15 protein-coding genes are annotated in these 22,338 nt (G+C 46.2%); 6 read left to right on the top strand and 9 right to left on the bottom strand.

Features of this window, described 5'->3' with window-relative positions; all coding sequences use genetic code 11:
• Nucleotides 1-125: 125 nt before the first annotated feature.
• Nucleotides 126-1,288 (bottom strand): IS3 family transposase gene (locus MARGE09_RS14810; RefSeq protein WP_236983141.1). Its coding sequence is split into 2 segments (ribosomal slippage): nt 126-1,039 and nt 1,039-1,288, totalling 1,164 coding nucleotides; the frame shifts between segments, so codons are not numbered across the junction.
• 54 nt (nt 1,289-1,342) lie between these two features.
• Nucleotides 1,343-1,516, bottom strand: coding sequence for a hypothetical protein (locus MARGE09_RS14805; RefSeq protein ID WP_236983139.1), 174 nt, complete (start codon nt 1,514-1,516; stop codon nt 1,343-1,345).
• 441 nt (nt 1,517-1,957) lie between these two features.
• Between MARGE09_RS14805 and MARGE09_RS14800 the strand changes: the two genes are divergently transcribed.
• The 5 genes from MARGE09_RS14800 to MARGE09_RS14780 all read left to right on the top strand — a co-directional run bounded on the left by MARGE09_RS14800 (nt 1,958) and on the right by MARGE09_RS14780 (nt 9,841).
• Complete coding sequence (locus MARGE09_RS14800; RefSeq protein ID WP_236983137.1) at nt 1,958-3,205, top strand: tyrosine-type recombinase/integrase; 1,248 nt, start codon at nt 1,958-1,960, stop codon at nt 3,203-3,205.
• 407 nt (nt 3,206-3,612) lie between these two features.
• Entirely contained in the window at nt 3,613-4,530 is a 918-nt protein-coding gene (locus MARGE09_RS14795) for a SprT-like domain-containing protein (RefSeq protein WP_236983136.1), read from the top strand.
• Nucleotides 4,531-4,599: 69 nt separating this feature from the next.
• Nucleotides 4,600-7,662 carry a Tn3 family transposase gene (locus MARGE09_RS14790; protein WP_236983134.1) on the top strand — a complete coding sequence of 1,021 codons (3,063 nt, stop codon included), beginning with the start codon at nt 4,600-4,602 and terminating at the stop codon, nt 7,660-7,662.
• Nucleotides 7,663-7,870: 208 nt separating this feature from the next.
• A complete protein-coding gene (locus MARGE09_RS14785) occupies nt 7,871-8,383 on the top strand; it encodes a BamA/TamA family outer membrane protein (protein ID WP_236987381.1) in 513 nt (170 codons plus the stop codon).
• 216 nt (nt 8,384-8,599) lie between these two features.
• Nucleotides 8,600-9,841: a lytic murein transglycosylase gene (locus MARGE09_RS14780; RefSeq protein ID WP_236983132.1), complete on the top strand. Its 1,242-nt coding sequence runs from the start codon at nt 8,600-8,602 to the stop codon at nt 9,839-9,841.
• 238 nt (nt 9,842-10,079) lie between these two features.
• On the opposite strand, the gene MARGE09_RS14775 is transcribed toward MARGE09_RS14780, so the two are convergent.
• Complete coding sequence (locus MARGE09_RS14775; protein WP_236983130.1) at nt 10,080-10,376, bottom strand: hypothetical protein; 297 nt, start codon at nt 10,374-10,376, stop codon at nt 10,080-10,082.
• A 463-nt stretch (nt 10,377-10,839) separates the two neighbouring features.
• Between MARGE09_RS14775 and MARGE09_RS14770 the strand changes: the two genes are divergently transcribed.
• On the top strand, nt 10,840-11,985 hold the full coding sequence (locus MARGE09_RS14770) for a helix-turn-helix domain-containing protein (RefSeq protein ID WP_236983128.1): 1,146 nt from the start codon (nt 10,840-10,842) through the stop codon (nt 11,983-11,985).
• A 3-nt stretch (nt 11,986-11,988) separates the two neighbouring features.
• Here MARGE09_RS14770 and MARGE09_RS14765 read toward each other — a convergent pair whose 3' ends face one another.
• The 6 genes from MARGE09_RS14765 to MARGE09_RS14740 form a co-directional block, all read right to left on the bottom strand.
• Nucleotides 11,989-13,149 (bottom strand): helix-turn-helix domain-containing protein, encoded by a 1,161-nt coding sequence (locus MARGE09_RS14765; RefSeq protein ID WP_236983126.1) that lies wholly within the window; start codon nt 13,147-13,149, stop codon nt 11,989-11,991.
• A gap of 214 nt (nt 13,150-13,363) precedes the next feature.
• A complete protein-coding gene (gene chrA / locus MARGE09_RS14760) occupies nt 13,364-14,554 on the bottom strand; it encodes a chromate efflux transporter (protein ID WP_236983124.1) in 1,191 nt (396 codons plus the stop codon).
• A 35-nt stretch (nt 14,555-14,589) separates the two neighbouring features.
• Complete coding sequence (locus MARGE09_RS14755; protein WP_236983123.1) at nt 14,590-17,430, bottom strand: Hsp70 family protein; 2,841 nt, start codon at nt 17,428-17,430, stop codon at nt 14,590-14,592.
• A 36-nt stretch (nt 17,431-17,466) separates the two neighbouring features.
• Nucleotides 17,467-19,362 carry an Hsp70 family protein gene (locus MARGE09_RS14750; protein WP_236983121.1) on the bottom strand — a complete coding sequence of 632 codons (1,896 nt, stop codon included), beginning with the start codon at nt 19,360-19,362 and terminating at the stop codon, nt 17,467-17,469.
• Complete coding sequence (locus MARGE09_RS14745; RefSeq protein WP_236983119.1) at nt 19,359-19,955, bottom strand: DUF2760 domain-containing protein; 597 nt, start codon at nt 19,953-19,955, stop codon at nt 19,359-19,361. Before MARGE09_RS14745 ends, MARGE09_RS14750 begins: the two co-directional genes overlap by 4 nt.
• 289 nt (nt 19,956-20,244) lie before the next feature.
• Nucleotides 20,245-22,281, bottom strand: coding sequence for a pectinesterase family protein (locus tag MARGE09_RS14740; protein ID WP_236983117.1), 2,037 nt, complete (start codon nt 22,279-22,281; stop codon nt 20,245-20,247).
• Nucleotides 22,282-22,338: the final 57 nt, after the last annotated feature.

Here is a 22,338-nt window from a genome sequence, read left to right as displayed (position 1 = left end):
TTACTCCTTAAGATAGCGAGGGATAATTGTAACGAGTCTAGGCCCTTGTTCTGGTCAATAGATCCGGACACATTTCTTTGCCACTTTATGGATAAAATGAACCTGGCATAAATGCCAGAACCCTTTTACCCATAAAGCGCCTCCTGTTGTAAATGTCTTCGCTCATATGCAGCGGGCGACAAGTCGTCATTCGCCGAGTGAAGGCGATCACTGTTGTAATATTTCATATACAAACCCACATCTTTTTTCATAGATTTTCGAGAGTGCATTGGTACTTTAAAAAGCCAGTCGTGCTTTAAACTGCCAAAAAAACGCTCAACAACGGCATTATCCCAGCAGGCGCCAACATCCCCCATTGAAGCGCGAATGCCATGGCTCTTCAGGAGTTTGCCAAAGCGCTTGCTTGTATATTGAGAGCCGCGGTCGCTGTGAAAAACCAGCCCTTTTGGTGGCTGCCTTATTGCCACCGCACGATTAATTGCCTCGCAAATTAGCGACGTGGTCATGCGCTTATCTATTGCCCAGCCAACAATTCGCCGGGAATATAAATCCATAACGACCGCCAAGTACATCCAGCCTTGAGTCGTTTTCAAATAGGTAATATCACCAGCCCATACTTGGTTAATTCCCACCGGATTGAAGTTTTGATTCAGTAAATTATCGGCAACACCCGCGCGCTCATCGCGTTTGGTCGTAACCTTGTAAGCCGTGCGCTGCTGCACTATAAGCCCCAAAGACTTCATGCGACGCCGCGTTTTTCCACGGCCAATTGTAATGCCTTCTTCGTTAAGCTTTTTGGCTAGCTCGCGACTGCCTAAGCTGCCCCGGCTTTGATCAAATAACGCCTTCATTCGCGAATTTACATGCAGATCTTCGGCACTGATCACAGGCTTGGGGCGTTGTCGCCAGCTGTAAAATGCTGATTTACCAACTTTCATTACACGGCACAGTAGTCGTACCGGGAAATCCGCCGACCTCTCATCAATAAAGCCAAATTTCACTTCATTTCTTTCGCGAAGAAGGCACTCGCCTTTTTTAAAATTTCTTTCTCCATCCGCAATTCTTTAACTTCTTTTCGCAGCCGAACAAGCTCTGCGCGCTCCTCGCAACTGGGAGCGACTCCGGTCTTTTGGGCCTCCTCATTGTCTTTCCAGCGATAGAGCAAGTTAGCCCTTATGCCCAGCGATTCTGCCGCTTTCGCTACCGAATAACCCTCATTGGTCACTAGGGCAACGGCTTCTTTTTTGAATTCTTGGGTATAGACTCTATTTGTACGTTTTTTGGTCATATCAACACCTCAATCTGCTGAGATTATTATCTCTTATTGATGTGTCCGGTTCTATTAGACCAGTACACCTTGCTCAGGAGCAACAGCAGTGCGCAATACTGTAATCGACAAATCATGGCCGTGCTGACGCAGAGACCAAGAACCGGATCGAATAGCTTTGAACTTTTGACGACCAGCCTCAGCTTTTTGAACAAATGCAGCAGATTTGTCGGGAACTTCAGTATCCATGGAAAATTTTACCTTCTTGAGTATTTCACTTCGCGAGCGTATAGCAAATAAGCTGTCTCTTTCAATACCCTCGGTCACTCAGTCGGCAGAGGGCGTAGCGTTTTCAACTAGTCGTTGGGGGAGATGGCGCGAATTCCGGCGACAACTCTCAGGAGCTATGTAAAGGCTTCCGGGCGAGGCATCGAATATATAATTGTCGTACTAAGGCTAATTCACCGTGCGGTGAAAAGCGATGCGAGAGGCTTGGACGACTGTCTGAATACTTTTAGGTAAAACTGAACGGTTTAGGGAATGAAACTGAATACTATGGGGAGTCGTCCATAGGAATCCATTCATCAGAAGAGGCTCCTTGCACTCTTACAAATTCACATACGCTTTAGTATTCGACATAGCTTATTTAAGCCTGTAAACTAGTACCTCCTAAAGATCACAGGTTTTACTATGGCCATCCCACAAACCAAACCTATTGCTCTATATCCCGCATTCTCTGAACTCAAATCTTTAGATTTTAGCGAATATAAAGACCTCAAGCAGTTTCTGGAGTCTGGCGAGTCCTGGTGGCAAAACCATTGGGTTTGGGGCCGTGAATTTCTCAGTTATGTTGGGCGCAACAAATCCGCACACACGTTTACACGGTTCAGAAATGAAACCGAGCGTTTTTTACTGTGGGTTTTTCTGTTCAAGGCCAAGCCTATGGAGCAATTGCGTAAAGCCGACATATTGGAATACGCTGATTTTTGCTGGCAGCCGCCAGTGGCCTGGATTTGTACTGCGAACCACGAAAAATTTGTTTTTCGCAACGGGCATTTCACGCAGAACCCCTTATGGGCGCCATTCAAGCTTCAGCTACCCAAAAAAACGCTGGAAGAACAGCTTCCGGACAAAAAGAAGTACAAGCCCTCTCAGCAAACGCTCATGGCAACGTTCACTGCCATCATTGCGTTCTACAAGTACCTGATGAACGAAGAGTATCTTTATGGAAATCCAGCTCAAATAGCCAAGCCCGACTGCCGTCATTTCATAAAAGACGCACAAGTTAAGGAAGTCAGACGCCTATCTGAATCTCAATGGCAATATGTATTTAATGTGTCGCTGGACCTCGCCAATCAGGACAGGATTTATGAGCGCAGCCTATTCGTGATTACCGCCATGAAAACCCTGTTTTTACGGGTGTCAGAGCTGTCTGAGCGACCAAACTGGACACCGGTAATGAGCCATTTTTGGCAGGATTCCGATGGCAACTGGTGGTTAAAGATATTTGGTAAAGGCCGAAAGCTGCGAGACATTACGGTGCCCAACAGCTTTATTGATTACCTGAAAAGATACCGGCAGTTTCGTGGCCTGGGCCCCCTGCCGTCATTAGGTGAAAATCATCCCATTGTTGAAAAGATTCGAGGTCAAGGTGGGATGACGTCCAGACAACTTATTCGAATTGTCCAACAAGTTTTCGATATGGCTTACGACAAAATGAAGCAATCTGAGGGCGAAGACAATGCACGTAAGTTAAAGGAAGCCTCATCACACTGGTTAAGACACACCGGTGCCAGCATGGAAGTTGAACGCGGTCGTGCGCTGAAAGATCTATCTGAAGATCTAGGGCATTCAAGCATGGCAACGACCGATACTGTCTATGTACAAACCGAAAATCGCGTTCGCGCCGAAAGTGGGAAAAACAGAAAAGTAAATTAGTGACTTGCTGCTCTCAAGCTCTGTAGGCTATTTGCTCTTATCGCTGGCCACCTTGGGCGCTCCGCAGATTCCAACTGTTTTACGACAGGAGGAACTCATATCCGGTCGACACGCATGTTAGCCAATCCGCCCGCGCAATTCAAAGTCCACCACCACTGATCCCATCTCATTCCTAACGACCGCGCTTAGGCCATATACATCTCAAGCTTCAAAAACCAAAGCTATCAATCAGCTACTGCTAAACGATTGACGATGTCACCTTATGACCAGATTTGGAGGCGAGAACATCCAAATGAATACAGACTACTTTTTTCCCAGTATCATTCGTTCTAAAATTGTATGAAATATTTTTAAAGTGAATGGCTAAGTCCAGCTTTAAGGCTAAATAATAAGCAGACACACAGATAATGCACAGAATCGGTGCGTTTTTTGGATCATACAATCCAAAAATTGCACGAAATTGGGGCGAAAAGCGGGTGCTAGAAGAAAAACCGACAACAGAATGCTACCAGACTCTTTCGAGCGCGTACGACTATTTTAACAGCGCGTTGTTTGCCGGGCAATTGCCTGATGTCATCATCACATTTCACCGACAGCGCAAAGTGATGGGCTATGCCTCCATCGGCCGGTGGGTCAACGAAAAGCGCCAGTATGTTGATGAGCTAGCCGTCAACCCTGAATACTTCGCAAAATACCCACTGATAGAAATTTGCCAAACCCTGTGTCATGAGATGGCGCACATCTGGCAGGCTCACTATGGTTCACCCGGACGACGGGGTTACCATAACGCCCAATGGGCCAAAAAGATGGTGCAAATAGGGTTGATCCCATCATCCACTGGGAAACCAGGCGGGCAGAATACGGGCGAATGGATGATGGATTATGTTTTACTTGAAGGCCCATTTCACAACGCCTGTAAAGAGCTCCTCAAAAAGGGTTATCGTCTGCCCTGGGTTGACCGCTATCCTGTATACCGCCTGGAGCTACCTATTACTGCCTACGATGACAAAGGCTCCGAATACGAGCTGACCGAGAATTTAAATCCCAGACCAACCGCAGCAATCGCGGCCATGCGAGCTGAGAAAGACGCTTCGGCAGTTATGACTGAGCAGTCATTAAGCGAACGGAGGCTTGGCAGTGAGCATGAAGAAGTTAACCGGTTTTATGATGACGACAATCTCAGTGAGCTGATCACTTCAAAGCCAAAACCGCGATCAGGGCGCATTAAGTACGCGTGCAAAACATGCCATATCCAGCTTTGGGGCAAGCCGGGATTGAACGTAGTTTGTGGAGACTGTAACAAAAAACTAAGTGAGGTAATTTAGAACTTGGGATAGGGGTTTTCAGAATGGATAATAACACTTCCTTCCATAGGATAACATTAGGAGTGTTCAATGTACACCAAAAAAATCTGTTCCACCGATAAAGAGTTCCACGATACCCCTCCCCAGTTCAAAGCTTTAGACCGCAAGCGCTTTTTCTACGTCGAATCTCACTTCAAACAGCTCATCACGCAGAATGTTCGTGGCCATGCCAACATCGTCTATATCATCGTCGCCTATGGGTACTTCAAAGCCACGGGTCAATTTTTTAATTCTGCGATCCAGGAAGATGTTGACTATGTAGCGGGCCGACTGAAGCTCAAGCAAAGTTTTCGCTGGGAAAGCTACAATACAAGCACTAGAAATCGCCATAGAGAAATGATTATTGATGCGCTTGGTTTTAAGCCATTTAATCAAACCACCATTCAACCACTGCTGCCACTGATAAGAACGGACGCACGCTCTCAGAAAAATCCCGATAAATGCTTTATTTCCGTCTGCGAATGGCTCTTTGAGCACAAAGTCGAGACACCCGATTATAAAACAATTTGTGACACGGTCGAGTCGGTCTATAAAACGCACATGGACCAACAGATTGCCGTTGTTAAAAATAAACTCTCGAACAATGGTGCTCAAAAACTTGATGCGTTATTTTCAAAAGGAAAAGATACTTATGATGAGATGGAAACTTACAGAATTACGTTGCTGAAGAAACTCAACCAGTCAACCAAGACGTCTAAAATACGCGAGAATGTCGCGATATATGATACGCTCAAGCCGCTCTATGATATCGCACTTCCAATAGTAAGCGAGCTGGATTTTACAAAAGATGGACTTAAACGCTACGCATTATCCGTTCACCGGCGGCAGGTTTTTCAGATCAATCGCTTGAAAGATCATGACCGGCACCTTCACCTTGTCATTTTTATCACTCATCAATTTCAACAGCTGGTCGATATTCTGGTCGAAACGTTTCTGGCCTCGGTGAAAACAGCAGTAAACAAGGCCGAGAATCTTGCCAAAGAAGAATACTACAAACAACGCCAAGAGCAATCTGGCCATACGCAAGCGTTAGTAAAGGATACGGTTGATTTAGTGTCGTTGGTGGAGAAACTTAAAGAAACGCTGAACAACCCTATTCTGAGTGATTCAGAGAAAGTCGAAAAAGCGATTCGCTTGATAAGCCCGTCAAAAATATCCACGGAAAACGTAAACTCTCATGTAAAAGATGTCCAGGAGGACTTAGATAAAATCAGCGGGCAGGCTCTTGAAATGCTTTTTTTGGAAGAAGGCGCCACGTCGCTTCAGCTCAAGTGTAGCGATATTCTTCGGCGGCTCAATTTCGATTGTGATGTGAAAAGTAACAAGCTGATAAAAGCAATATCGCAGTACCAAACGAAAAACGGAAAGGTGGATGATACATTCCCGGTCGGGTTTCTTACGAATTCAGAAACCGGCTACGTCGACACAAAAGACTCCTTCCGCGCAAAACTGTATCGCATTCTGCTCTATAAGCACACTGCCGCCGCCATTAAAGACGGAACGCTGAGCATTGTTAACTCAAATCGTTACCGACAGCTAGAGCAGTATTTAATCTCGCGAGAGTACTTTCAAAAAAACCGGGATCACATTCTAAACTTAGCGAACATGGATGATTTTAAAGATGTTAGTAAATTGGTTGAGCGCTGGGAGCTTGAGCTGGATGCACAATACAAGGAGACAAACGAGCATATACTGGAAAATATAAATGAATATATTGAGACTGATGGTCTTGGCGGATTTAAGCTAACGTACGAACGAAATACTCGGACTGAAGTGCTTTCAGAGATGGAAAACGACGTGGCTTTGTTTCCGGATGATCAATACATTCGCATAGCAGAAGCGCTAAGTACAGTGAATGCCGCTTCAGGGTTTCTGGACGAGTTTGAACACAACAGTATCCGATACCGCAAGCCAAGACCCGAAGATAAAAATTTCCTGGCGGGAATAATTGCGCTAGGTGAACATTTGAGCGTGCCCAAGTTATCTAAATTGGCGAGAGAAATTGAACTTGCAACCCTGGAATCCACGACCAATGGTTTTTTTACGCTTGAGAATTTGAGACGAGCAAACGATGCCGTTATTCGTTTCGTCAATCAACTTCCACTGGCCAAAGTATTCATTGGAGACTACGGCTTGCAGACATCAAGCGATGGTCAGAAATGGACCGTCGCATATGAATCACTCAATGCAAATAAGTCATTTAAATATGGCGGTCGTGACCCCGTTGTATCGGCCTATACGTTCATAGATATACGAGGAATGTTCCCTTACTCAATGGTGATCAGTGGTGCCGAATTTGAAGCGCACTATATGGTGGATGGGTTATTGAAAAATGATGTAGTGAAATCAGACCTTCACTCCACAGACAGTCACGGTTACACGGAAGCCATATTTGGTCTTACGCATTTATTGAAATTTTCCTTTGGGCCACGCATAAAAAATCCCGGCAAGAGAGTTTTATACTCCTTCAAAACTCCCTCTTTCTATAAGAAAAAAAGCTATCCGATCTTTCCAAAGGAGCGGATTAATAAAGACAAAATTATTGATAATTGGGAAGATGTTCTTCGTCTATGCTCATCAATCAAGCTAGGCGAAGTTACTGCGTCTCAAATCTTTAAGCGATTGAATTCATACTCAAAAAGCAATCCTCTTTACGAAGCACTAAAAGCATTTGGAGGTATTCCGAAAACGTTGTTCTTGCTCCGGTATGCCGACGATGTAGGTATGCGAAAAGCCATCCACCGCCAGTTAAATAAAGGTGAGGCTGGGAACAAGCTGGATCGAGCGCTGGCCATTGGGCGGGCAGATTATGTGCAGACAATTAAAGAAGATCAGGAGATCGCAGAGACCTGCAAGCGACTACTTAAAAATGTCATCGTTTGTTGGAATTTTATGTATCTCTCCAAACGTCTGTCAGAAGCCAAAACAGATATTGAATATTCCCTGCTACTAAAAAAGATTAAGGCGTCGTCTATGCTGGCTTGGGAGCATTTTGTCTTTCATGGCGAATTTGATTTTTCACAGAACTCTCTAAAAGACTCTCAACAGATAGATTTACAAAAAATCCTTGATCCAGACCTGATCAAAGAATAATCGATCTTCGCAGTTTTGCAGGAGAGTGGCCTCCACTCTCCTCGTTTTCCCAAATTTAACACCGATTTTTAGCATCGCTCCGGGAAAACTAAAACCATATAACATATTGTATTTAAAGGTTATTTTTGAATTCCTATAGTTGCTTTTCTAGTTTTGTTTAGGATTTCCCATTTGGGAGCAGAGGTCACCTTTAATTTCACTGAGCTAACTGAATTTATTCCCGAGCGATGACCGTGACGATAACTATTATCCTTCTTCGGGTCGCTTTTTTGATGTTTGGCTCGGTCGCAACGACAGTCGCTGGGGAAGTGACGCTGAATACAACCGAGCAACATTGAATTACTCTCAATATCTTCCCGTAAGCTCAAACCACATTATCGCTTTAAGCCTGAACGCAAGTGAGGTCGATGGCGATACGCCGTTCTTCCTTAAACCTAGTTTAAATATGCGCGGCTTTGTCACAACAAAATATCAAGACGAAGCCGCTGCATCTACGCATATTGAATGGCGCTATAAGTTCTCTACGCGCTGGGGATCTATGGTTTCATACGAGGCAGGCTCTGTTGGCAGCAGTTTGAGTAAGCTGAAAAATATAATTCTTAGTGTAGGCGCTGGCATACGATGGAAAATTCAAAAAGACAATAATTTGAATTTGGGTGTGGATGTTGGCGTGAGCAAGGATGACAGCGCATTCTATATTGTTATTGGTGAAAAGTTTTAACCTGACAATAGGCCCGCCAGCCACTCTATGCAAAACATCCGATACTAAACAGTATCGGACATAGCGAGGCGGATGTGTAGCTGCCTGCATACCTTCCTTGTTCTAGATTAGATAATCTAGGCAATTCAATAATAGCCAGCCAAAACGATTGAACTGGACCAATCCATGCTGTCAACATAAACTCGCTTGCCTTCAAACTTAAATGCTGGTTTTAGAATGAATTGGTCCTCTCTTTTATTTCAACAGTCATTGCGTATCTTTTGCGTGACGCTACTCATATCCTGTACCGAAGTGTTCGCGAATGACGAACAAGCTAGCACTGATAAGACCTTTGAAGCATGTCGCACGACTCTTCGCGAGAATGCTCAAGCGAAAGGCTTTTCAAACTGGATACTCACCGATGTCATCAATAATCTAAAGCCACTTGAGCGCGTGATCAAACATGATCGCAGTCAACCAGAGTTCACCGAAAGTTTTGTGGGCTACACGCGTAAGCGTGTTAGTGAGTTTCGCATAGCGACAGGCAAAAAAATGCTGGCCGAGCATGCTGCACTGTTGGCTAAACTATCAAAAGAATATGGGGTTCCTGCGCGCTACATTGTTGCATTTTGGGGGTTGGAAACTAACTACGGTGGTTACAAAGGAAAAATTGAGATACTCAATGCACTAGCAACATTGGCTTGCGACCCTCGTCGTAGTGGGTATTTCACGCAGGAACTCTATAACTTATTTACACTATTAGATGATGGGCGCGTTCAGCAAGAGCAACTTTTGGGGTCTTGGGCTGGAGCAATGGGTCACATGCAATTTATGCCTACCACGCTAATAACTTATGGGGTGGATGGCGACGGCGACGGAAAGCTAAACGTATGGGATAGCCTACCTGATGCATTAGCGTCAGCTGCAAACTATTTAAATAAAATAGGTTGGAACAAAGAAGAAATATGGGGGCGCAAGGTTGAGCTACCCAAGAATTTTGCTTTTAGTCGCGTCACCCTGGATACTCGTTATCCTTTAAGTCATTTTAAAAAGTTAGGCATCACAAAAAGTTATCGGCGCCCTCTTCCTGATTACGATACCGAGGCAAAGCTAATTTTGCCGTCGGGCCATTTAGGCCCGGCATTTTTGGTATACGACAACTTTTCCATCATACTCAAATGGAACTACTCACAAAACTACGCACTTGCAGTAGGTTTATTGGCTGATCAACTTATTGATATTAACCATGGGCTTGATAACTATACTGCCGAGCCGCACGCCTTTACCAACGAAGATCTTAAAACCTTACAGCAAAAACTGGCAGATAAAGGCTTCAACATCGGGAAGCCAGACGGGATTTGGGGGCCAAAAACACGTAAAGCTATGCAGCAATACCAACTGCAAAACCAGTTAACGGCTGATGGTTTTCCCAATCAAGAGGTTTTCGAAAAGCTTTCGATAGTATTGAATAATGGCTAGCTTGCGGTTTATACAACAGCGACAACCTTCCTTGGCCGCCGCTGTTGCATTGTAACTATTCAGTCATGCTCAAATAGGTCGGCAAACTGATCATTTTCTGGGCCGCTCATGCCGCCCTTGGTATTTTTGCAACGGTACTTGGGCAAGTTTCGTGTACAGCGCCGGCAGAGGAGCTAATAATGCCAAAGACCCATGGTTGCCGCACTTGAGTTAGTAGGTAAAGCATCGACACTAAATGCTATATTTGAATTAGAGCTGGCTCCGAACCACCATCGCAAACCGCTAATACAGAAAGCAAAGCATCGCGTTCGCGACCTTGTTTTACCTTTTTATTGATTTTTAATTGCTCGCCCCTACGATTAAATAATATGTTTTTGATGCTCAACCGAAGGCTCATACCAAAAGTTAATAAAGTTAATAAAGTTAATAAAGTTAATAAAGTTAATAAAGTTAATAAAGTTAATAAAGTTAATAAAGTTAATTTCGGATCACTCTGTAAATAGCTTTTGCGTGCATGAAAAGTCATTTTTGGCATAAGCAATATTACTGTGGGCACTGCATATAATATTTACGTTTAGGGCCGGTATTAATTTGAGTACCTATAGCAGCTTGAGCTTGATAGCCGTTGTTATTAAAGCTTACGCTCTTCAGTGCATTGCCAGCCTATAAATACGCATTGGTCGGGTGTTAAAAATAACAACCAGGTACTGAGCTTGCGCGTAGAAACGTAAGTTTTATAGCGAAAAACTGTTTTTGTTATTTTTATGGCGTTATTTTTTTATTCGGCTGCAATAAACACCCGTTATTCTGTGACGAAACGCGCGTCAAATTAGGCGCTTTGGAAACTGAAGGGGGTTGGCATTGCGTGATCTTTGCCGACCGAGCTGTTTGTTTAATCACAAAAAGGCATTCAGCCAATTGCATTACGCACAAAAGCTAAGGATACTGGCTCAAAATAATGAACGGTAAGCTGGCAGGCTCCCTATTGATAATTTCTTATGTATAAGTTTTATAAAACCGCACTTTATTCTGGGGTAGCACTATTTGCTATATCGCTCGTAGGCCTCTGTGTCGGCTATAAGGCCTCTTATATTAGCGCTAAACTTAATGTCGGTAGCGATAGCGATATTCCTTGGTCTCCAATCACCGAGCAAATTGATGCGGCCCAGGGCTCCGTCTTACAGCTAAAGCCAAATTCTGAGTTTATTGAGTACGAATCCTATTTGCCTGCGACCCAGGAGTTCCCCTATACCGCCTACACCTTTAAGTTTGGCAACGATGGCAATACAGATAGCGCTATAGATCTAACGCCTTACGACAGCATCGATTTCAATATTACTTGCACGCCGCAAAATGTACTGCTTTTTAACGTATTTACGCATGACCCCGAAATTACTTTGCCGCAACAAAATCCTACCCAGCGCGTTAACTCAACGTTCTTTTCATGCGATGCCAGTTGGCAGCTAATTAAAATTCGGCTCGCTTCACTTGTAACCCCCGTCTGGTGGTTTAACGAATACCGTTTAGAGCTATCTAAACAAGCCTATGATTTAACACGCGCCTACCGATTCAGTATTGTAAATTCCTTGCAAAGCCCGCGAGATACGCAATTGGACATAAAAATAAAAGATGTACGTTTAAGTGGGAGAAAACGGCAGTACTTTTATTTTACGTTGGCTGCAACTGCATTGTTATGGCTAGTTTTCGCCTTTTGGGTGATAAAACGCTACGTCTATTTTTTGACCCTAGACCTTAGGGAGAAAGTAAAAAAGGATCGCCAAATTATTGCCTATAAAGAGCTAACCATTAACCCACAAAAAAATAAAGAAGTTAGCGACGTCTTGCGCTTTATGGCTACCGAGTATGCCAGCCCAGAAATAAGCCTAGATATGGCCTGTGGCAAACTGGGCATTAATAGGACGAAAATCAACGAGATTTTAAAAACAGAGTTAAGCCTTACCTTTAACACCTACTTAAATAAGCTACGCATAACCGAAGCTGCAAGGCTTTTAACCAAGAATAAATCGGCCACAATCGCCGAAATCGCCTACTCGGTTGGTTATAACAATGTCTCCTATTTTAGTAAGTTGTTTAAGGCTGAGTACGGTTGCACCCCAAAAACCTTTAAACAACTCTACGACTAGCAGCTAAGCACTTTCTGATTGTAGTAACGACTTATAGACTTTAGGTGTGCAAGAGTACTCATCTTTAAAGAGTTTGTTAAAATAAGAAACATTGTTGTAGCCGACGCTATAAGCAATTTCTGCTACGTTTATGCTTTCGCTTTCAGCCAATAGCCTAGCGGCTTCTATCAACCGCAATTTGTTAAGGTAAGCACTAAACGTTAATCCAACAACTTCTTTTAAAATGGCATTCATTTTACTACGATTTATGCCTAATGCAGAAACAGCCAGCTCAACATTAAGCTCTGGGTTGGTATATTGCTCCGACATATAAGCGAGCACAGCATTTTTATTTTTATCACCCTGCGACTCCAATTTTAATTCCCGCTTCACATAAAGCTGCTCGTCATTTTTTGATTTCTCGCTTAACATTTCAATCATCGATTGCGTATAGAATTTCAGCCACCAAAAAATAAACCCTGCCCAAATTACAACGAGTACCGCAATTAAAGAGAAAACCCACGCCCAGGCTCGCCCTTGCAAGCGCAAGCGTTCAATAATCACTTGCGTGGTTTGGTGCATTGGCGTTTGGCTGGAGATACCAAAATTCATATGGCTTGCCTTAGCCAAAAAATATTGTCTGTTGGCCAAGTCTATTTGTTGTGCCCTTAGCCACCAGCTCGGTACTTCTAAGCGCCGTAAGTCAATATCGGCGTTACTACCGCCGGCTTTACACGAAAAGTGCGCAACGGCCGGCCGATAACTTAAAGGATCATCAGGGACCGTAATGCTTGAATCCAACGTATTGACAGTCACCGTTAGCGTGCTGGCAGTATCGCATGCCGCATTAAAGGTAAGCGTTGAATACATGGACAAATCAATTGAGGGCTTGAATGGTTCGAGCGAGCCCAGCGCTAAGCTAACTCCCGCATAAGGTGCCGGCGCTGCTGGCGATAACATAAAACTGTAACTAAGGCGCTCTTCTTTTTCATGGAGTACCACAGTAGACTCGCCATTCGTTTGGCTATCTGAATGAGCAGAGGCAAACCATTTCAAATCGCTATTTTGTGCGGGAAAAAGTAGCACCTCAAGGTACGACTGTTTAATACAGATAACGGCTACAATTGCCGAGAACAAGAATAAGGTCGAAAATACCACAGCGGTTTTCCGATAAAAATCTGACATCAATTTATCGCCTTGTCGGGCTTATAGCTTAGCCATACCGGCAAGCATTATTATCTAAAAAATAAGCAAATTCTTAGTATTTAAGCATTAATCACGCGCTCAAACAGCCATAACGAGGAGTTTAACGCAAAAAAGGAGCCGCTGGAATAATGGCCGTTAAAATATGAATACCGGCACAAGAATATAGGCATAAGCTAAAACGAGGTGCTGCCCGCTACAGAAGTACAGCTGCCGCTACCGATAGCAAGACACAACCTGCAATCATCAGCATTACAGGCAGCTGCCAAAGCCGTAAGGTGGCTATTGCCAAGAGCCCAAGCGCCATATCAAGCGGCCCCAACACGGCTGAGGTAAAAACGGGGTCGTAGAGAGCGGCGCCGAGCACGCCTACAACAGCCGCGTTGATGCCTGCCATGGCATTGTTTACCCGTTCCACATGCGCAATGCGCTGCCACAACGGTAAAATACCAGCCAGCAGTAAAAAGCCTGGCAGAAAAATGAATACAAGCGCCACGCCAGCCCCCAGCAAAGCACTCCCTTCAGGGGCTATTAGAGCACCAAGGTAGGCAGCAAAGGAAAACATTGGTCCAGGAATAGCCTGTGATGCACCATAGCCGGCCATAAAGGCCTCTGGTGTTAGCTGCCCTGTAGGCACGAGCGCGTCGTTAAGTAATGGCAGTACTACATGGCCGCCTCCAAAAACAAGCGCACCTATCGAGTAAAAGCTATGGGCCAGCGAAAGCCAGCTATTACCTGTGTATTGCAGCAAAGACAAAGCAGCGAGCAAGGTCAAAAACGCCACAAGTAAAATCGTACCTGTGGTTTTGCCATAACCAACGCGTACAACGGGTGCAGCCTTTGTATTAAAGTCTGAAGTTTGGCAATACAAAACCCCGACAACGGCCCCTGCCGCTATAACGCATAGCTGCCCCCAAAGGGAGCCTATAGCGCATAAAGCGACAGCAGATAGGCATGCGATGCTCGCCCGCAGCCGGTCGGGGCAAAGTTTTTGATACATCGATATAACGGCATCGGCGACCACGGCAAAAGCGACGATTTTTAAGCCGTGCAACGCAGCTTGGCCAGCCGTACTCGATAACACTGGCAGCAGTACAGAAAAAGCCAGCAGCAATAACACCGACGGCAAAGTAAAAGCCGTAAACGCTACTAGGCCGCCTGCCCACCCTGCACTCATAAGGCCAATGCAAAAGCCAAGCTGGCTACTTGCAGGGCCTGGTAGCAATTGGCAAATACCGAGTAGCTGCGCAAATTGCTGCTCGGTTAACCATTGCTTGCGCTCAACAAAGTCTTTATAAAAATAACCGATATGCGCTACGGGGCCGCCAAACGCCGTTAAGCCTAGCTTTAAAAAAGCACAAAAAACTTCGGTAACTCGCAGCGTCATAATCACTTAGCCGTTTATGTAAAATATGCAGTGTTTCAGGCTTCCAGCAGTGCAAGCCCTGCCGGTAAAGCTTCGCCAAATATCTTTTCATTGTCACTTGATGATAATTCATCGGCACTGTTTAGCATGCCAAGCCAAGTGCTAGGCGCTTTACTATGGTGGAGTTTTGTTTCGATCGCTGCGCGCAATTCGCTATCGATATCTCGGTGACGATCGCCGCTCATGCGGGCCATCATTACCGCGCAAAAAGCGATTTGCGCATCGGCTCTCCAATTAAGTTTCAACAAATCGTGCAACCATGGGTTAACAATATCGGCAGGAACCACATGGTGATTACTGCTGTAAAAAGGCACGCGTGTAGCGATGCGGCCAATGGCCCAATAACTGATTGGTGATGGGTTTTTCAACGTGAGGCGGGTTATTAAATGATTAACAAGGGTTATTTTGTGCTGCTGGGGCACCCGCTCTAACGAAGCCAGCAAACGCAATACATCATCGTAAGAGATTAGTTTAGCTTCACCAATTACCTTGCGTGAATTAATGTATTGCGGATCGGCGTAAGGGGCTAAGCCTTCAAAAACATGTAGCTGTTGTTGCGCATCTAAACCACCGGCGGCACGGCGCCAAAATGTCCAAAAATCTATCCAGCTTTGTGTTTCTTTATCGAAGGTTAAAAATTCTTCGTATAACGGCCATACTTTTTCAATTCGCCAAATATCGGCCGCTTCACCACACCCTGGGCGCAAGCAATAACCCGTTAGGTTAAACCAAAGCCTTTCATGTGCAGCTGAACGACGTCGTTTTTCTTTATGTTCGACCAGTACATCAAAGATTGCCCGCAAAAGCTGAACACCCCATTGCTGTCGTGGCCCAAGCAAGCCTTCTAAAGATTTACGTAGGTTTTTAACCGCTTTGTTTTTATCGCTCGCTTTCCTGTTGCCAAAAACTTCTTCTATTTTTTCGCAGGCTTGCGCAAAATTAGGCGGTAATGCTGCTTGTGCCGCCGAAGCTGTGCGCTGCCCAGCGCGTGCCTCAAATTCTAACGCCCATTTATGGCTGTTATCTTGCGCTAAACACTCGACTTGCAACGTGCCGACTTCTGTCAATTGAACATTTAAGTTAACCGGAAGGTAAAGTCCGCCCGGTTTCGTAACAATGGCTTTCGCGTTTGAAACTTCGTGGCTATTAATTTTGGTCACTAACGAGGGCAATTGAAAAAAGTCGTCGTCTAGTGGCACTTTATCGCCCGCTCGGTAAACTTCACTAGATCGAGTTGATGCCAATGTGAAATTCACGGGCTGATCTAGCCGCAGGACAAAATTTTGCTGCGCCAATAAGTATTCAACGCCATCTTCGGCCCCTTTTGGCAACAAACACACCGCTTGTCGCGCTTCGGCTTCTTGAGCGTCTAACACCAAAAAAAACGCCCTCGCCGAGCCACCAGAAATAGTTTTATGTGAACCTGCGCGGGCCATTAAATAACTTACGGCACCAAAAGCTACCGCCAAATGCGGCGTGTTGTTTTCGAGCAAAGCAGGTGCCGCCCCCTTGCGCCAAGCACTTAATTGCGCCAATAAACGCTGGCGAATGGTTGCGCTGTTAAATAAGCCGCCGTTTAACAAAATGCAGTCTGGCACGGCAGGCTCAGCGTCTTGCGCTTGTGATACGCCCAACGCTTGCTGGCATACACTTGCGTGCTGAGTTATAAAACTGGCTAAATGCCTGCTAATTGCTGGGTCGGCCGCGTAAGGTAAGCCAAACTCCATCACAGCGCTGCGCCGCTTTTTAGGCGTTACATCCAAAGGGACTTCGGGGAAAAACCCCTCTAGCGCTAGGCTGGTTACTTCTGCTTGGGTTAATTCGCAGCTTTTTGCACCGGCAATAAGGCGCGAGCCGCTACCTACAAGGGTAATGGTGGCTTGAGCTAACGTTTTGTTATCGAGCAAGCGCTCTTTCGCGCGCCGGGTTTGAGCAATAATTTGCGATAACTGGGCGGCATTAAGGGCTTTGGGTAGATTAAGGCGGCGCTCTACAATATGCGCTAAAGCCAAATCGACATTGTCGCCGCCAAGCATTAAATGGTCGCCAACGCCAACCCGAGTGAGGTTTAGCTCTTCGCCAGCTTTTTTCGATATTTGAATAAGGCTTAAATCCGTCGTGCCGCCACCTACATCGCACACCATCAGTAACCGGCGGCCTTCTAAGGTTTTTTCAACAGAATCTTTATTGCTGCCATACCAGTGGTAGCAAACGGCTTGGGGCTCTTCTAATAAACGAATGTGGTTAAGCCCTGCTAATGCAGCAGCCTCTACCGTTAAAGCTCTTGCGTCGGCATCAAATGAAGCCGGTACCGTGACCACGATATCTTGATTTTCTAACAAAGCCTCGGGGTGTTCGTGATTCCATGCTTGCCGCACATGCAGTAAATAGCTCGCACTCGCCACAACGGGCGATACTTGGCGAATACCTTCCGCGGCACCCCAGGGCAGAATATCAGCGTGGCGCTCTACTTGAGTATGAGACAGCCAGCTTTTAGCACTGTGTACTTGGCGCCCAGATGCCTTTGCTCCTAGCTCACGTGCCCACTCGCCAATAATGGCACCCTCAAAATCGCCTTTAACACACGCAAGCGATTGCTGTGAATTAGACCAGGGTAGTTGGCAATCAACCGCCGCAATTTCGCCGGCCATTGGGTGGTAACGAAACGACGGGAGCATGGGCTTTTTAGCCACTTCTCCTGGCGACACCAGCTGTTCTATTTCGAATATTTTGCGTTTTTGGGGTTGGTCTTTATCCGCCAGCGCAGCATAGGCAACCACTGTATTTGTTGTGCCTAAATCGATACCTACAAAATACTGCGCGGTTTGTTTATTCACTGGGACCTCTTACGTTGATACTAAATTTAACGTGAGCTAATCGCGAACATCCAGCTCAACTTGCCAACGCTGCTGTGTATCGAGCTGGCCGTCGGGCTTTAATAATGTAGCCTCTAGTTTTAAGGTGCCTATTTCTGTGACATAAGACGACAGCCGCACAGGAATAACATCGCCTGCCTTGCCTTGCGCTACAGGTAATTCGACTTTGATTTGTGGCAGCTCATTAAGCTCGCCCTCGGCCCAATGCGCAAGTAAGGCGCCAGCTTGGTCGTTGTGGCGGCTACTAGAGCCAAAGAACCTAAAATGAACCGGCTCGCCTACAACCAAACCAAAACTTTGTTCGCCCGCCTGCGCTTGGGTGCCCTCTTCTAAGCCAAAAGGTGCAATACACAAGGCCTCTAAGGGAGGCTCCATTCCGGGGATGGCCGGCATTGCGCTTTCAACGCCCACATAATAGGCATTGGCCAGCCCACCGCGAATGCGCACTCCCTTGCCTTGGCGCACTTGGCCGTAATAGCTAGCCCCTTTGGCAACACCTAAATCTAAATCGGCACCTTCTAACAAGCGTGCTGGAGCAGCATTCGCTGTTGTTAACCACTGATTAATTTGGCTTAACACACGCGCTTTAATGTGTGCCGCCTTTAGCACGCCGCCGTTTAATAAAATGGCACTGGGTTTGATGAAGTTAGCGGGCGCAGCACTGGCACCGCCGAGCGGATCCGCAAATGCCGCCAACGGGTCTTCATACTGTAAGGGTTCTTGCGCTTCACCTTCGACGGCATTTTTTTGCCGCGTTAAAAACGCGGCCAAGTGGCGGCTAACCGCAGGGTCTTGCGCATACGGCAAGCCACGTTGCGTTAAAGCACTGCGCGGGTTTTGGCGAGGTTGCTCAGCAATATCGGTTAGCGGAAAAAAGCCTTCTACTAATGTTTGAGTCACTTCATCACGGGTTAATTCACAACGCAAAGTACTGCCAAACAGTTTAGAGCCACGGCTAGGTATTGTGATGGGCACAGCTTGCACATCGTTGTCCGCAAGGAGTGATTCCTTAGCATCGCGGCACGCTTGTGTAATACCTTGAATTTGCCAAGGCTCCAGCGCTTTGCCTTGCTCGGCAAGCTTCGCTTTAACACGATACGCAAGGGCCAAATCCATATTGTCGCCACCTAGCAAAATATGCTCGCCTACGGCAATACGATTAAGGCTGAGATTACCGTCTTCTTCGGCTACGGCCACAAGCGATAGATCGGTTGTACCGCCGCCGATATCCACCACCAAAATAATATCGCCAACGCTAACTTGGCTACGCCAGTCATCACCGCAGGCATTTACCCAGCTGTAAACGGCGGACATGGGCTCTTCTAGCAAAGTAAGGTGTTGAAACCCCACATGTTTTGCCGCCTCGGCGGTTAGTTCGCGAGCAACGGGGTCGAAAGAGGCGGGAATAGTGACGGTAACATCTTGCTCTTTTAGCGGTGAGGCGGGGAATTGATGGTCCCAAGCCGCGCAAAGGTGGGCTAAATATTGGCAACTTGCCGCGAGCGGCGAAATTTTTTGAACCTCTTCTGGGCTACCAAAAGGCAAAATATTCGCGCGCCGGTCAACGCCACCATGACACAACCAACTTTTGGCACTGGCCACCAGGCGAATGGGCGTTTTACTGCCCAAAGTACGTGCAATGGTGCCAGTAAGGCTGGCGCTACTACTAGACCAAGGCAACACGCACGCTTCGCTATTAATTTCTGCTTCGTGGGGCTGATAGCTAAATGAAGGCAGCTGCGGCAGCGCTTCTACTGCGCCAGGTCTAGAAAGCTGCTGAATGGGGAAAATCTTAGGCGTTGCACCCTCTTCCCCTAGAGGTAGGTAGGATAAAACGCAATGGGTAGTCCCCAAATCGATCCCCACAGAATAGCGCGAAACAGCATCACTCACAGCTCAACCTCCGCGGGAGCAATAATCGACGTATTGTGCCCCTTGGCTATTTTGGGCAAATTACTCTTCGTAACCTGCCAGCCGCGATGAATCAGCGTGCCATTAAAGGGCGCTTCGCCAACCACGTTACCCGTTAGGCGGTATTCGGCAGGGTTAAAGCCTGCCGGCACTGTAATACTAGACTCTTCTTGGGCCGACGAAACAGCCGCAAAACTAAAATAGGTCGCCAATGCTTTTTTGCTGCCTTCGTGCACTACACGGGCAACCGCGCCTATTTCGGCATCGGAAAAGTGCCCTAAATCTTCTTGCGTAAAGTCGACAAAGCGTGCCTCTTGCTGCAATAAGCTGAGTAACTGCAATGCGGCATCGGGAGAGGCGCTGGCTATAGGGCTTTCGACCTTTGGAGTGTTTTGCTCGGGGGCAGGCTGTTTAGCTTCTGGGCTTTGTTGTACCGGCGCTTGCGTAGGCTGGTTTGATGCTAAACGAATGCGTATAACAATGAGGATTAAAAATACGACAGCCGTAAAAAGCAATATATGCAGTAAGTCGATAGATGAGGGAAATACGCCGGCATTACTAAAATTTAAGCTCATGATGGGACTCTTGATGCGTTTGAACGGTTATTCGCTTTAGAGGGTGCAACCATCGGCATTCACTTGTTCGCCACAGTGAAGGGGTAAGGGCTTAACGATAAGACAGGCTTTAACGCCCAAAAGAAAACGACCGCCGATTGCTCAAGCGGCCGATTATGGTGCTGTTCTGGTGAAATTCAAGCCCTAAAAGTGATTTAGCCCAAGACAGGCTTAGCACGAAGGCAATAAGATTCAATAGTAGCCATCAAACACGGCTTGATGGCTACTATTGATAGGGGTTGTATAAGCGTTACGGGACCGGATTCCAACCTTGACCATTGTTGTAGCTGGCAAATATTTTCTCGCGGCTAGAATACCATTGGCTAACCTCACCGGCATTTAATGCATAGACACTGTAGCGCGCGCCCAAATTAATTGGGCTGCCGGACAAAGTCGTGCTGCCATATTCGCGGTAGCCCGCCAACGCAGTGCTTTGGCTTGGGTTGAGTGTTCGGCCACTATCAAAGCCTTCGCTGCGGATATGCGCATCCATTTGGCAATTAATAAAGGCTGCGCTATCGTAGCTGTCCGTTTTATTCGCCCCGCGCCCAAGTGTTGCTTTACCGTTACCGGGCGTATTACCTGCAGGCCCCTTACCGCGCGTAAAGCGGCTATTTAAAAACACAAAACCCAATGCATTGGTTGGCGAGCGTGATTGCAATACATAGCCGCCACTATCACCGTTTGGATTACTAGAATCACCAACAGTACGGATTTCGCTGTTTTCAAACAATGCCACATTGGGATAACCCCAAATAAAATCGACATTGCCAGAAATTAGGCTGTTATAAAACCACGCATAGCCTTTGGTTAAAATGGTATCTTGCTCGCTGTAAAAGGCCATATTTTTAGCCACAAGCCGGCCGCCACTGTTAAAATAAATGGCCTCCGCTTGACCGTCACCACCGCCGCGCGTTGCCGTATTGTGTATGGAAAAGTTTTCTAACGAGACCATATCACCGCCATTAATTAATAATAGCGGTCTACCGCTGGAGCCGCTATTAATCGTATTGCCATTGCGTGCGCGAACAATGGTATTCGCTTGACTTTCGCCGACTATGCGCAGATTACTTTTATTTTTTAAGTGAAGTAATTCTGGGTAAACGCCATTTTTAATATTAATTTGTGCGCTCGCGTTGCCGCCGTGCTTACTCATAATATAATCAAGCGCGCCCTGTACCGAACCAAAATCGGCTGGCGCATCGTCGTCCACTGTAACATTTGCGCTCGTAGGGCCTGCTGGCTTCGTTCTAAACTGCCACTGCGTGCCAGAAACACCCGCGTAATTTTGCCCTTCGATCTGGCCGCTAAATACCCCACTGCCAATTTCGACATTGTAGGTTTTTCCGTAAGCTAAACGATTGTTGTGAGGATTAATAATAATTGTATTGCCCACAACACTGACCAAATAAGCCGTTAAATTACGCTCGCCGATAGTGTCTTGCTCTTGGCCCACATTAATACTATCGACCTGGGCGCCAGTATTAGCATCAATAATATTTACCGTTCCCGCATTAATCGCAGGCTTACTATCAAACGTAATACGCAAATTAATATCGGGGTTTATATTATCTGCACCGGCCGGTGGGTAGACATCGCCAGGGGCATCGCCAATCACAACATCGCTGCCGCCGTCTTCAACCTGTAATTCACCACACTCGCCAGTACTTAGGCCCTGCCCTTCAATAGTGATCGAATCAATATTCGCTAACCCATTGGCCGTTGTGGCAGATAAGCGCACAATGTTATTGCCTTGCGCTAAGGCTAGCGCTCCACTTTCAACTTGCCAGTTATCCCATGTATTTGTAATACCTAAATTAAATGCTGTTGTTGAACTGGCTTGTTCTGCACTTAAATTGCCGCCACGAGCTTGCGTGCTGCCGTTAGCATAACGAATATCGATACCGTAGCTGCCCGCGTTGCTAACGTTAACAGCAAACACAATACTGGCACCGGCCTCGTTTAATGTGTCAATAAAGCCTGCGCCGCTAAAACCTACGTGTTTTGTATCTACAACACCGCTGTATTGACACATCGCCATGTCCGATTCCTGAACCGTAAAAAGCGGCAAAGAATCAGCGACGCTCGATGCAGATTGCTCACTTGAACTGTTGATTGCCATAGCACTACTCGACATTAGCGCGCTACTTGTTTCCGAGCTAACAGATATTGACGAGTTCTGTGCAGCACTGCTTAGGCTAGCAGGTAAGTCGTTAATTGTATTCCCGTTGCAACCTGCCATAAAAAGTGTTGCGGCTAGAACAGTGGGGCAATAATGTAATCGCATATTTAACCTTGTTTGTATTTAAATAAGTAAAATGGTTATAGGCGCAGTCTTTAACAA

The organism is Marinagarivorans cellulosilyticus (assembly GCF_021655555.1).
GTDB lineage: Bacteria > Pseudomonadota > Gammaproteobacteria > Pseudomonadales > Cellvibrionaceae > Marinagarivorans > Marinagarivorans cellulosilyticus.
The sequence above is the reverse complement of the archived record's forward strand: the minus strand, read 5'-3'. Positions and strand labels throughout refer to the sequence as shown.